At 59.7% G+C, this 12,432-nt stretch carries 11 protein-coding genes; 2 read left to right on the forward strand and 9 right to left on the reverse strand.

Annotation, left to right across the window (positions count from 1 at the left end; genetic code table 11):
• Positions 1-397: 397 nt before the first annotated feature.
• The 9 genes from msrQ to mrcB form a co-directional block, all read right to left on the reverse strand.
• Positions 398-1,018 carry a protein-methionine-sulfoxide reductase heme-binding subunit MsrQ gene (gene msrQ / locus DM813_RS08465; protein ID WP_128322978.1) on the reverse strand — a complete coding sequence of 207 codons (621 nt, stop codon included), beginning with the start codon at positions 1,016-1,018 and terminating at the stop codon, positions 398-400.
• A complete protein-coding gene (gene msrP / locus DM813_RS08470; RefSeq protein WP_128322979.1) occupies positions 1,018-2,031 on the reverse strand; it encodes a protein-methionine-sulfoxide reductase catalytic subunit MsrP in 1,014 nt (337 codons plus the stop codon). Before msrP ends, msrQ begins: the two co-directional genes overlap by 1 nt.
• Before the next feature lie 63 nt (positions 2,032-2,094).
• Positions 2,095-2,952, reverse strand: a complete 858-nt coding sequence (gene pssA / locus DM813_RS08475; RefSeq protein WP_028944488.1) for a CDP-diacylglycerol--serine O-phosphatidyltransferase — start codon at positions 2,950-2,952, stop codon at positions 2,095-2,097.
• A gap of 146 nt (positions 2,953-3,098) precedes the next feature.
• The gene (gene ilvC, locus DM813_RS08480) at positions 3,099-4,115 is read right to left on the reverse strand and encodes a ketol-acid reductoisomerase (protein WP_128322980.1); all 1,017 of its coding nucleotides are present in this window, start codon (positions 4,113-4,115) and stop codon (positions 3,099-3,101) included.
• 51 nt (positions 4,116-4,166) lie between these two features.
• Entirely contained in the window at positions 4,167-4,658 is a 492-nt protein-coding gene (ilvN, locus tag DM813_RS08485) for an acetolactate synthase small subunit (protein ID WP_010223016.1), read from the reverse strand.
• 2 nt (positions 4,659-4,660) lie between these two features.
• Positions 4,661-6,385, reverse strand: coding sequence for an acetolactate synthase 3 large subunit (locus tag DM813_RS08490; RefSeq protein ID WP_128322981.1), 1,725 nt, complete (start codon positions 6,383-6,385; stop codon positions 4,661-4,663).
• 422 nt (positions 6,386-6,807) lie between these two features.
• Positions 6,808-7,137, reverse strand: a complete 330-nt coding sequence (locus DM813_RS08495; RefSeq protein WP_128322982.1) for a YqcC family protein — start codon at positions 7,135-7,137, stop codon at positions 6,808-6,810.
• A complete protein-coding gene (locus tag DM813_RS08500; RefSeq protein WP_128322983.1) occupies positions 7,137-7,889 on the reverse strand; it encodes a tetratricopeptide repeat protein in 753 nt (250 codons plus the stop codon). The genes DM813_RS08495 and DM813_RS08500 overlap by 1 nt, the downstream gene beginning before the upstream one ends.
• Before the next feature lie 23 nt (positions 7,890-7,912).
• Positions 7,913-10,234 carry a penicillin-binding protein 1B gene (gene mrcB, locus DM813_RS08505; RefSeq protein ID WP_128322984.1) on the reverse strand — a complete coding sequence of 774 codons (2,322 nt, stop codon included), beginning with the start codon at positions 10,232-10,234 and terminating at the stop codon, positions 7,913-7,915.
• Between the two features lie 118 nt (positions 10,235-10,352).
• On the opposite strand from mrcB, the gene DM813_RS08510 reads away from it, so the two are divergent.
• Both DM813_RS08510 and DM813_RS08515 read left to right on the forward strand, forming a co-directional pair.
• Positions 10,353-11,915: an AAA family ATPase gene (locus DM813_RS08510; RefSeq protein WP_128322985.1), complete on the forward strand. Its 1,563-nt coding sequence runs from the start codon at positions 10,353-10,355 to the stop codon at positions 11,913-11,915.
• A gap of 104 nt (positions 11,916-12,019) precedes the next feature.
• Positions 12,020-12,364 (forward strand): pentapeptide repeat-containing protein, encoded by a 345-nt coding sequence (locus DM813_RS08515; RefSeq protein ID WP_128322986.1) that lies wholly within the window; start codon positions 12,020-12,022, stop codon positions 12,362-12,364.
• Positions 12,365-12,432 lie beyond the last annotated feature (68 nt).

Raw genomic sequence — 12,432 nt, forward strand, 5'->3', positions numbered from 1 at the left:
TGATAATCTTTCTGACTATCAGTCTGAGTCACAAGCACCCACACGAATTGCTTGATTCGATTGTTAAAGAGCGGTGGTTGAAGTCTTTCGCTTCAACCGAGGCGCGCATTCTACGCTTTCCTCAGTGCCTGTCAAGCGTTTATTTTGAAGTTTTTCAGAATTTCTCTTTCAACTTCAACCGCTTAACTCGCTGCGATCTCTCGTCAGCGGGAGGCGAATTCTACAGCGTTTCAATCCGCTGTCAACCACCTTTTTCACCGCTGCCGATCTTTCGATCGAAGCCCCTCCGGTACTACCTGGAACATCTAACTCATTGAATCTCAAGGAGTTTTCCGCTCCGACTGCGCCGGAAGTGGGGCGAATTATAGAGAGATCTGCAGGGGCGTCAAGCACTTATTCAAGCTTTTGTTACAGAAGCTGTTTTTCGACTCGCAAGGCGCGGGATTCGCTTGGCAAACACCGGGATACGCAGCACCAGCAGAAACGCGCCAATACCCGCATACACAACCCACTCCTTGAGATCGGCCCGCACTATCCATAGAAAGTGCAACAAACCCAACACTAGAATCAGATAAACCAGCTTGTGCAACTTCTTCCAGCGCGCACCCAAGCGGCGCTGACTGTAACGATTGGAGGTAACAGCCAACGCCAGCAACCCAAGAAAGCCCAACGCACCGACAATAATGTACGGCCGCTTGCTCAACTCCACGCCCAACTGCCCCCAGTCCAACCCCAGGACAAAGAACATATAGGAGGTCATGTGCAGCACTATATAAGCAAAGCACCACAACCCCAGTTGCCGGCGCGAAACGATCCACCCCGCCCAACCGGTCAAACGCTGTAGCGGCGTCATGCTCAGGGTAATCAGCAAAAAGATCAGCGCGCCCAACCCCAGGCGATCAACGAGGATCTTGCCCGGGTCCGGCCCCAGTGCACTCATGGCCGCCTCATACAGCCACCACAACGGCCAGATACTCGCCAGGATAAAAATGCCAAGGCGAAACAGTGGATAACGCATCAGTAGTTCTTCCTCAGGTCGAGCCCACTGTAGAGCCCCGCGACTTCCTCGGCATAGCCATTGAACATCTGTGTGGGGCGCACATTGGGACTGAACAGCCCGCTGGGCAGTCGCCGCTCCCGGGCCTGGGTCCAGCGCGGGTGATCCACTTCCGGATTGACGTTGGCATAGAAGCCATACTCCTCCGGCGCAATGGCCTGCCACGTGGTACGCGGCTGCTCTGCCACCAGGCTGATACGCACAATCGACTTGATGCTCTTGAAGCCATACTTCCAGGGCACCACCAGGCGCAGCGGCGCACCGTTCTGGTTGGGCAGCTCGCGGCCGTACATGCCAACCGCCAGGATCGCCAAAGGATTCATTGCCTCATCAAGGCGCAGGCCTTCTATATAAGGCCAGTCGATCAGGGCAAAATTGGAACGCTGGCCCGGCATGCTCTTGGGGTCCTGCAGGGTTTCGAAACGGATGTAGCGCGCCTTCGAGGTCGGCTCCACCTGTTTGAGCAACGCCGACAAGGGAAAGCCGAGCCAGGGTATGACCATTGACCAGGCTTCGACACAACGCAGGCGATAAATGCGCTCCTCCAGCTGGTAAGGCGTCATGAAGTCTTCCAGCGCATAGCGCCCGGGCTTACCCACCTCCCCGTCCACCACCACCGTCCAGGGTTCGGTTTTCAGGCTGCCGGCATTGGCCGCCGGGTCACCCTTGTCGGTCCCGAACTCATAAAAGTTGTTGTAGTGCGTGGCGTCTTTATAGGGGGCGATCGCTTCCCCCGGGGCGGTAATCGCCTGCCAGCGGGTAGCGCCAAGCTTGTCTGCAAACCAGGCCGGAGCGGTGCTCGCCTCGACATCGGCGTAGCGTGACATCTCCCCTGCACTCGCCCAACGCGGCAATGCAGAAACGGCCACGGCAGCAACTGAGCCACCCAGCAACGCGCGACGGGATACATACAGGGATTCGGGAGTGACGTCCGACTCTTGGCAATCGGAGGCTTTGGACAGCTTGATAAGCATGGTGGCTCCGTAGAACTGGAGGACTGATGCACCAGTAGACTACGGAGCCCGAATGAAATTACATCACTCGATGTTTTTCCGCCGACGGATGCGCAGCAGGTACTGCACCGGTCCGGAGGCCGCGTAGCCGAGGAACACCAGCAGCAGAATGCGCGGTGGGTCACTGAAGACTACCGCGAACACCAGCACCACCGCGAGGATCGCTACGAATGGTACACGGCCCTTGAGGTCCAGCTCTTTGAAGCTGTTGTACTTGATGTTGCTGACCATCAGCATACCTGCCGCGGCCACCAGCAACGCCACCAGGAACGACAGCTTCGAACCCTGGATGCCGTAGTCGCTGAATGCCCAGACGGTACCGGCCACAACACCCGCCGCTGCCGGGCTTGCCAGGCCAATGAAGTAGCGCTTGTCGGCGGTGCCGACCTGGGTGTTGAAACGCGCCAGACGCAGCGCCGCACCCGCGACATAGATGAAGGCAACCATCCAGCCGACCTTACCCATGTCACCCAGGGCCCAGCCGAAGGCCAGCAGGGCTGGAGCTACACCGAAGGCGACCATATCCGACAACGAGTCGTACTCGGCACCAAAGGCACTCTGGGTGTTGGTCATGCGCGCCACACGGCCGTCGAGGCCGTCGAGCACCATGGCAACGAAAATGGCAATGGCAGCAAAGGCAAAGTACTTGCTTGCCTCTCGCGGGTCGCCCGCACTGAGGGCCGCCTGGGCACTCATGGAGTTGATGATGGAATAGAAACCAGCGAACAGGTTCGCAGTGGTGAACAAGTTGGGCAGCAGATAGATGCCGCGGTGCCGAACCTTGCGTCCTTCGGCGTCATGCCCTTCTTCAACATGCTCATCGATCGGTAGCAGGCTTTCGGCGTCAGAGGCCTTGTTCGGCTCTTCGGGACGTTCGCTCATGGACATTACCTTGCAACGGTGTGGAAAGTTTCGACAGAAGTCTGCGGCGAGGGTTCGCCGACAGACGATGAAGCTTTATACCAGAAGCTGACCGCCTAAACGAAAAAACGCGGCCGAAGCCGCGTTTCCATCGCATCAAAAGCCGATTAGTTCTTGGCTTTGTCGACGATTTTGTTCGCCGAGATCCAAGGCATCATCGAGCGCAGTTGCTCGCCGATGATTTCGATGCCGTGAGCGGCGTTGTTACGACGCTTGGCGGTCATCGATGGGTAGCCGGTAGCGCCTTCGCTGATGAACATCTTGGCGTATTCGCCGTCCTGGATGCGCTTCAGTGCGTTGCGCATGGCCTGACGGGATTCGGCGTTGATGACTTCAGGGCCGGTCACGTACTCGCCGTATTCGGCGTTGTTGGAGATCGAGTAGTTCATGTTGGCGATACCGCCTTCGTACATGAGGTCAACGATCAGTTTCAGTTCGTGCAGGCACTCGAAGTAAGCCATTTCTGGCGCGTAGCCCGCTTCAACCAGGGTTTCGAAACCGGCTTTGACCAGCTCGACGGTACCGCCACACAGAACGGCTTGTTCGCCGAACAGGTCGGTTTCGGTCTCGTCCTTGAAGGTGGTTTCGATGATGCCGGTACGGCCGCCACCAACGCCTGCAGCGTAGGACAGTGCAACGTTTTTGGCGTTGCCCGAGGCGTCCTGGTAGATAGCGATCAGGTCAGGGATACCGCCGCCTTTGACAAACTCGGAACGTACGGTGTGACCTGGCGCTTTTGGCGCGATCATGATCACGTCCAGGTCACCACGTGGCACAACCTGGTTGTAGTGAATTGCGAAGCCGTGGGAGAAGGCCAGGGTGGCGCCTTTCTTGATGTTCGGCTCGATTTCGTTCTTGTACAGCTGGCCTTGGAACTCGTCCGGGGTCAGGATCATGACCAGGTCGGCAGCGGCAACAGCGGAGGCTACATCGGCAACTTTCAGGCCGTGAGCTTCGGCTTTGGCAACGGTGGCCGAACCTTTACGCAGACCGACAGTGACATCCACACCGGAGTCTTTCAGGTTGCACGCCTGAGCGTGGCCCTGGGAGCCGTAACCGATGATGGCAACTTTCTTGCCCTGGATGATCGAAAGGTCGCAGTCTTTGTCGTAGAAAACTTTCATGAAAATACCCCTGTTATCTCGGCCCTTTAGGGCCATCGCTAATTTTTTGAGTTAGATGCTGAGCACTTTGTCGCCACGGGCAATGCCGGTGACGCCACTGCGCACTGTTTCGAGAATGGACGCGGTACCGATGGCCTGAATGAAGCTGTCAAGCTTATCGCTGGCGCCAGTCAGCTGAACGGTATAGACGCTGCTGCTGACATCGACGATCTGCCCACGATAGATATCGGTGGTGCGCTTGATCTCGGCACGCTGAGCGCCCGTGGCCTTGATCTTCACCAGCATCAGTTCACGTTCGATGTGCGCGCTTTCCGAGAGGTCGACCAGCTTGACGACTTCAACCAGCTTGTTCAGGTTTTTGGTGATCTGTTCGATCACCTCATCATGACCGACCGTGGTCAATGTCAGACGCGACAGGGTCGGGTCTTCGGTTGGCGCTACGGTCAGGCTTTCGATGTTGTAGTTACGCTGCGAGAACAGACCAACCACGCGAGACAAGGCACCGGGTTCGTTTTCCAACAGCAGGGAAATAATGTGCCGCATGATTAGGTACGCTCCGTCTTGCTCAGCCACATATCGCGCATAGAGCCGTCTTTGATCTGCATCGGGTAGACGTGCTCGCTGTTGTCGACCTGAATGTCGATGAACACCAGGCGATCTTTCATGGCGAACGCTTCTTCGAGCTTGGGCTTGAGGTCTTTCAGGCTGGTGATGCGAATGCCCACATGACCATAGGCCTCAGCCAGCTTGACGAAGTCAGGCAGCGATTCCATATAGGAGTGCGAGTGACGGCTGTTGTAGGCCATGTCCTGCCACTGGCGGACCATACCCAATACACCGTTGTTCAGGTTGACGATCTTCACCGGCAGGTCGTACTGCAGGCAGGTCGACAGTTCCTGAATGTTCATCTGGATGCTGCCCTCACCGGTAACGCAGGCAACGTCCTGGTCCGGGAAGTTCAGCTTCACGCCCATGGCCGCGGGGAAACCGAAGCCCATGGTGCCCAGGCCGCCGGAGTTGATCCAGCGATTGGGTTTGTTGAAGCGGTAGTACTGCGCCGCGAACATCTGGTGCTGACCGACATCGGAGGTGATGAAGGCATCGCCCTTGGTCACTTCGCACAGGGTCTCGATGACGGTCTGCGGCTTGATGACGTTACCGTCGCCCTTGTCGTAAGGGAACATGTCGCGATCGCCACGCCACTCTTCGATCTGCTTCCACCAGGCATCGATTGCCGCTTTTTCCGGCAGTTCGCCGATTTCGCGCAAGGTCGCAACCATTTCGGTCAGGACGCTGTCGACCGGACCTACGATTGGCACGTCGGCCTTGATGGTCTTGGAGATCGATGCCGGGTCGATATCGATGTGGATAACTTTGGCGTTCGGGCAGAACTTGGCCGGACCGTTTACAACGCGGTCGTCAAAGCGCGCACCGACAGCGAAGATCACATCGGCGTGGTGCATGGCCAGGTTGGCGGTGTAGCTGCCGTGCATACCGAGCATGCCGAGGAACTGGCGGTCGGTACCCGGATAGCCACCCAGGCCCATCAAGGTGTTGGTGACCGGCAGGTTGAGCATCTGGGCGATTTCGGTCAGGGCAGCGGAGCCACCACCGAGAATCACGCCACCACCGGCATAGACCACTGGACGCTTGGCGGCCAGGAGCATTTCGGCGGCCTTGCGGATTTGTCCGGAGTGACCACGAACGGCCGGGCTGTAGGAACGCAGCTTGACCTTTTTCGGGTAGACGTATTCGAACTTCTCCGCCGGGTTGGTCATATCTTTCGGGATATCGACCACAACCGGGCCCGGACGGCCGGACTGCGCGAGGTAGAAGGCTTTTTTCAGGACTTCCGGGATTTCCGAGGCGTGCTTGATCATGAAGCTGTGTTTCACGATCGGCCGGGAAATACCGATCATGTCGGTTTCCTGAAAGGCATCGGTACCGACCATGGTGCTAGGCACCTGACCGGAGAGGATGACCATCGGAATGGAATCCATATAGGCAGTTGCAATGCCGGTAATGGCATTGGTCGCGCCCGGACCGGAAGTTACCAGTACCACACCGGCTTTGCCGGTGGCACGGGCATAACCGTCCGCCATATGGGTAGCGGCCTGCTCGTGACGAACCAGGATATGACTGACTTCCGGTTCTTTGAACAGGGCATCGTAAACATGAAGAAGAGCACCACCAGGGTACCCGTAGATGTGCTTAACGCCTTCGTCACGCAAAAAGCGGACGACCATCTCAGCGCCAGATAAAAGCTCCACGTTGTTCACCTCTAAAACGCCAGAATACCGCCCACGGTGGACGGGTCTTAATAGGTTTACTGCCAAGCAGAGCATGAGCGACGGAATCGCCGACTACGTCAGCACTGACTGAGCAAGTATTGGGAGCGCCCCAAAGTGTTGCGGGGTTTTCCCACCCAGCGCGAGGTAACGCGTTGCGGGGTGTAACAGGTCGGCGCGGGTGTGCGCCTCATGATCTGCTTAGCGGGTCTGCTTCTGGCAGTCCCTCTACAGCGGAATCTGGATTCTTCTTTTTCGGCGCGCGCAAGTCAAGAAAAATTATTGCCAATTTATCGCAAGGACGAACCGTCGCCACCACTATTGCCAAAGACAGCAGCAGAAAAACAAACAATACAAACAAAAAGAGCCACAATCTGTGGCTCTAAGGGGTAAAAGAGGGAAATTCAGGCAGATGGACTGATCAATTGGTCAAACTCTGCTAGCAGCCTGCGTAGCTCGCGACTTTCCTCCGGGCGATCCACGTATACCGTTTCAGCCATGACGAGGATGCCCGATGCGTTTGGCAACGGCAGGCCCTTCTCGAGAATTTCTTTCATCCGCGGCAGGAAAATCCACTGCAACCACTGAGCGAAGTCCATGCTGTCGACGGCGAAGGGCACGGTACTGGCCAGTGCCTGGGCGCCTGGCGACACATCGCTCCACCAGCCCTGGGCGTGGAGCTCGTGCTCGATCAGCAGCAGGTGATCGGCAATATCGAGAATGCGCGGGTCCATCAGAGGCTGACCTGGGCTTTTTGCCGCGCCAGCGCCGCACCGGCCGAGTCGCCCTGTTTCTCACGGGCCTGGGCAATGATGTTCCACAGCCCGGCCTGCAGGTCGGGGCGACCGTTGGCGTAGGTCAGGGCGCGACGCGCCAGTTGCTCGGATTGCGCGGCATCACCCTGGGCCAGGCGTACCTGGGCCAGGCGGTAGAGCACCTGCGGCTCGCGCGGGGCGATACGCTGGGCGCGCTCCAGGCTGGACGAGGCGCCGTTGTAGTCACCACTGCCCTGCTGTTGCTGAGCGGTGGTCAGCAACGCCAGTACCGGGCCATCAAGCTGTTCGTCTGCCGAGAGACCACCGCTGGGGGCAGCACTGCGCGGAATGCCGGTAGGGGCGCTCGGGGCGGTGCTAGGCATGGTGTAGCTGCCGCCGTTGGCCGAACCGCTGTCAAACGGCGCGGCAGTGCTGGGACCTGGTGTAATCGGCCCGGTGCTGATCGGCGCAGGTGCCGTCGAGGCCGGGAAAGTCTGGATCGGCGCCGCGCCCGCCCCTTGCGGGACCATCACGGTGACGCCGGAATCCTGAGGCACGGCCTGGGCCTGGCGCGTGCCGGCGTTGGCCTGGGCAGCACGATTGGCTGTGACCCGCTCGCTGTTGGACACGCGAGTGCTGGAGTCAACCACAGGGATCGAGCCGCGTTGAACGCTGGCACAACCGTTGAGCAAAGCCAATGCCGTCAAGGCAGGAAACAACCACTTGTTCACGTCACACCCTCGTTGCCTAGTGCTTAATTCATCCAGCCCTTGACCCAGTCCATGACGGACTCGGCGGGATCCTGCGTGCCGCCACAGGCGGCGCCGGCAGGCGGTTCACTGCCGCGAATATACGGCATCTGTACGGCCCCCGGGCAACTGCCATCAGAACCCTGCCCGGTGTGCGGATCGACCCAGGCCTGGACCACGTTGTCAGGCAACGGCATGTCCAGCGGTAGCGGGTCGGCCTTGCGCATGAAACTGGTCCATACCTGCAGTGCACCCGTGGCACCGGTGAACGGTGTCTTGCCGTTGTCGTCACGACCGAGCCAGACCACGGCCAGCAGATCCTGACTGAAACCTGCGAACCAGCTGTCGCGCGAATCGTTACTGGTACCGGTTTTACCGGCCAGGTTCAGTGAGCTCGGCAGCACACTGTAGACCGAGCGGCCGGTGCCTTCGCGCATCACCCGCTGCATGGCGTTCTGGACCAGGTAGATGGCCCCCGGATCGAAGCTCTGCTGAATCTGGAACGGGTAGCGCTTGAGCGGTTCGCCCTCGGCGGTCAATACGCTGCGAATACCGCGCATCGGCGTGTTGAAGCCACCGTTGGCCAGGGTCTGATACATGGTCGCGACCTGCATCGGCGACATGCCGCCAGCACCCAGCAGCATCGACGGGAATGCCGGCCAGTCCACGTTCACGCCCAGGCGCCCTATGGTTTTGAGTACATTGGGCACGCCCAGTTCCAGGCCCAGCTTGGCCGTCGACAGGTTGTAGGAGTTCGCCAGGCCCTGGTACAGATAAATGGTGCCATGGGAACGGCGATCGTAGTTCTGTGGCCGCCATACCTGGCCGTCGCCACCTTTGACCGAGAACGGTTCATCCTGAACCCAACTGGTCAGGGTGTACTTGCTCGGTTTTTCCAGGGCGGTCAGGTACACCGCCGGCTTGACCAGCGAGCCGATCGGCCGCACCGCATCAATAGCCCGGTTGAACCCCGCGAAACCTGCCTGGCGACTGCCGATCAAGGCCTGCACCTCACCGGTTTCCGGGTTGGTCACAACCATCGCGGCCTCGACCTCATCAGCGCCTTTGCGCCCGGCCAGGCGTTTGAAGGTTTCAGCCATGGCCGATTCGGACTTCATCTGCAAGATCGGGTCGAAGCTGGTGAAGATGCGCAGCCCCTCTTCGGTCAAGTCTTCGTCGCGGTAATCCTGGCGCAACTGGCGTTTGACCAGATCGAGGAATCCCGGGAACGAGCTATCGGCCAGGCTGCCGCGCTTGGTCACACCCAATGGCATTTTCTTCGCAGCAGCCACCGCCTCGGGAGTGGCCACGCCTTGCTCGGCCAACAGGTCGAGTACCAGGTTACGCCGTACGGTGGCACGCTCCGGATAGCGGCGCGGGTTGTAATACGACGGTCCCTTGACCATCCCGACCAGCAACGCCACCTGATGCAGCTTCAGTTCAGACAGTGGCTGGCTGAAGAAGAACTGGCTGGCCAGGCCGAAGCCGTGCACCGCACGCTGACCATCCTGGCCGATGAACACCTCGTTGAGGTACGCCTCGAGAATCTCGCGCTTGTCGTAGTGCAGCTCCAGCAGCAAGGCCATCATCGCTTCAGTCAGCTTGCGGCTCAGGCTACGCTCGTTGGTCAGGTAGAAGTTCTTGACCAGCTGTTGGGTCAGGGTACTGCCGCCCTGACGCATGGCGCCCGAAGACGTGTTGACCCAGACGGCACGGGCAATCGACTTGGGCGACACACCGAAGTGGCTATAGAAGTCGCGGTCTTCCACGGCCACCAGGGTTTCGAGCAGATACGGCGGCACCTGGTCGAGCTTGATCAGGATGCGATCTTCAAGGTTCTTCGGGTACAGGCCGCCGATCAGCAGGGGCTCCAGGCGCACGACGTCGAGCTTGGAGCCATTGATACCGCTCAGGCCTGCAACATAGTCACCGGAAAAGCGCACGCGAACTGCCTGCGCCTGTTCCATGCCCTCATAGAATTGAAAGCCGCGGGTGTTCAGATCGACGGTATTGCCACTGACCGCTGCGGCGCCCGGGCCATTGGCCACGCTTTCGCGGCGATAGCCAAGGGCATCGAGCTCAATAAGGAAGTCAGCCTTGCTCAGCTTCTGGCCGACAAACAGCTCCAGCGGCCGGGCATACACCTTGGCCGGGATGGTCCAGCGCTTGCCGGAGAACTTCTCCTGGACCACAGCGTCGAGGTAAACGGCAAAACCGGCCAGTACCACAAGGCCGACCAGGCTGAGCTTGATGGCCCAGCCCAGCCAGGCGCGCGAGCGGCCAGACGGGCGTTTTTTCGGGGTACGGGGAGATCGGGTACGAGTCATGGCGGCGGATTATACGCACTTTATCGATCATCGACAGGCGCCCTCCGGCGGTTTGCACATCCCTCGCTTGCCGCCATAATGGCCGACTCAAAATCACCCAGACCCACAAGGATCGCCCGTGAGCCAAGTCTTGATCGCCGCGCTGCAGAACCCCGCCCTGTTTCCCCACCCGGTCAAGGACTTCCAGGTTATCGAAACCCATATTTCCTGGGTGGTGCTGACGGGCGACTACGCCTACAAGATCAAGAAGCCGATGAACTTCGGCTTCCTCGACTTCACCGAGCTGTCTGCGCGCAAACACTTCTGCAACGAAGAGTTGCGCCTGAACCAGCGCCTGACCGAAGGTCTGTACCTGGACGTACTGCCGATCACCGGCAGCGCTGAAGCACCGCAACTGGGCGGCGAAGGCGAGCCGATCGAATACGCACTGAAAATGCGCCAGTTCCCGCAGAGCCAGATGCTCAGCACGCTGCAGGCCAACGGTGAACTGACTGCCGAACACATTGACCAGATGGCCGGGCAGATTGCGCGTTTCCACCTCGATGCGCCAAAGGTTGCCGTGGAGCACCCGCTGGGTACCCCGGACGCGGTGATGGCGCCTGTATCGCAGAACTTCGAACAGATCCGTCCGTTCCTGAGCGACAAGGCCGACCTGCAGCAACTCGATGCGCTGCAAGCCTGGGCCGAGGACAACTTCAAACGCCTGCATGGTCTGTTCGAAACGCGCAAAGCCGAAGGGTTCATCCGTGAATGCCACGGCGACATCCACCTGGGCAACGCCACCCTGATCGATGGCAAGGTGGTGATCTTCGACTGCATCGAGTTCAACGAGCCGTTCCGCCTGACCGACGTCTACGCCGATGTCGGCTTCCTGGCGATGGACTTGGAAGACCGCGGCCTGAAATCGCTGTCGCGTCGCTTCGTCAGCCAGTACCTGGAGCTGACCGGTGACTATGCAGGCCTTGAACTGCTGAACTTCTATAAAGCCTACCGCGCCCTGGTGCGCGCCAAGGTAGCCCTGTTCAGCATGGGCGCCGACGCCGATGCGGTGCAGCGCGCTACTACCCTGCGCACTTACCGTAACTACGCCAACCTCGCCGAGAGCTACAGCGCGATCCCTTCCCGCTTCCTGGCCATTACCCACGGTGTTTCCGCCGTCGGCAAGAGCCATGTAGCCATGCGTCTGGTCGATGCGCTGGGCGCCGTACGCCTGCGTTCGGATGTTGAGCGCAAGCGCTTGTTCGGTGAGCAGGCAGCCGCCAGCGCCGGCCAACTGCAAGCTGGCATCTACAGCGAAGACGCCAGCCAGGCCACTTACGCCCACCTGCACACACTGGCCGAGACTGTCCTGCGCGCCGGGTTCCCGGTGGTGATCGATGCCACCTACCTCAAGCACGCGCAACGCCAGGCTGCGGCACACGTTGCCAGCGAGACCGGCGTGCCGTTCCTGATCCTCGACTGCAACGCCCCCGATGCCGTCATCGCCAGCTGGTTGGCACAGCGTCAGGCCGAACAGAACGATCCGTCGGACGCCACCCTGGACGTCATCAAGGCACAACACGCCAGCCGTGACCCGCTGAACGCCGAAGAACTGCTGCAAAGCAAGCGCGTGGAAACCAACGAAAGCGGCAGCCTCGACCAACTGGTCGGGCAAATCCGTCAGCGCCTGCCAGGGCTCTGATCACCTTCAGGACGTGAAGCAGTCGACACTTCATACCTGAATCCGGGCGCCTCCTGAGTGGTGGCACTATAGTGTCACCATAAGTCCAAACAAGGAGGCGCCTTATGAATCAGCCACGGCAACTGGACAGCGCACTGTACGCACTGGTGCATGATGAACAGATCGCCAGCTTCAATCGCGAAAAGCCTCGGGACACTGTCATCGACTTTCGCGGGGGTGACTTTCGTGGCCTTGACCTGCGTGAACTGGACACCGCCGGTATCGATTTCACCGACGCCTACTTTCGCGCCGCCGACCTGCGCGGACTGGACCTGCGCGGCAACGGCCTCGAAGGGGCAAGCCTTTCCCACGCGCAGATCTCCGGTACTTACTTCCCTGCCGAGCTGAGCGCCGATGAAATTCTGATGTCGGTAAATTTCGGCACCCGCCTGCGCTACCGCACTCGCTAAGCGCTCTCCCTCCCCCGCCAGCTGCGGCCTGGCGGGTTGTTGTCGGCTACCCGTCGGCGGAGCGATGG

Source organism: Pseudomonas alkylphenolica (assembly GCF_004025535.1).
Classification (GTDB): Bacteria; Pseudomonadota; Gammaproteobacteria; order Pseudomonadales; family Pseudomonadaceae; genus Aquipseudomonas; species Aquipseudomonas alkylphenolica_A.

Excerpts from the sequence above, each read along its gene's own strand:
- msrQ (WP_128322978.1), bottom strand. The coding sequence starts at position 1,018 with ATGCGTTATCCACTGTTTCGCCTTGGCATTTTTATCCTGGCGAGTATC.
- msrP (WP_128322979.1), bottom strand. The coding sequence starts at position 2,031 with ATGCTTATCAAGCTGTCCAAAGCCTCCGATTGCCAAGAGTCGGACGTC.
- pssA (WP_028944488.1), bottom strand. The coding sequence starts at position 2,952 with ATGAGCGAACGTCCCGAAGAGCCGAACAAGGCCTCTGACGCCGAAAGC.
- ilvC (WP_128322980.1), bottom strand. The coding sequence starts at position 4,115 with ATGAAAGTTTTCTACGACAAAGACTGCGACCTTTCGATCATCCAGGGC.
- ilvN (WP_010223016.1), bottom strand. The coding sequence starts at position 4,658 with ATGCGGCACATTATTTCCCTGCTGTTGGAAAACGAACCCGGTGCCTTG.
- DM813_RS08495 (WP_128322982.1), bottom strand. The coding sequence starts at position 7,137 with ATGGACCCGCGCATTCTCGATATTGCCGATCACCTGCTGCTGATCGAG.
- mrcB (WP_128322984.1), bottom strand. The coding sequence starts at position 10,234 with ATGACTCGTACCCGATCTCCCCGTACCCCGAAAAAACGCCCGTCTGGC.
- DM813_RS08515 (WP_128322986.1), top strand. The coding sequence starts at position 12,020 with ATGAATCAGCCACGGCAACTGGACAGCGCACTGTACGCACTGGTGCAT.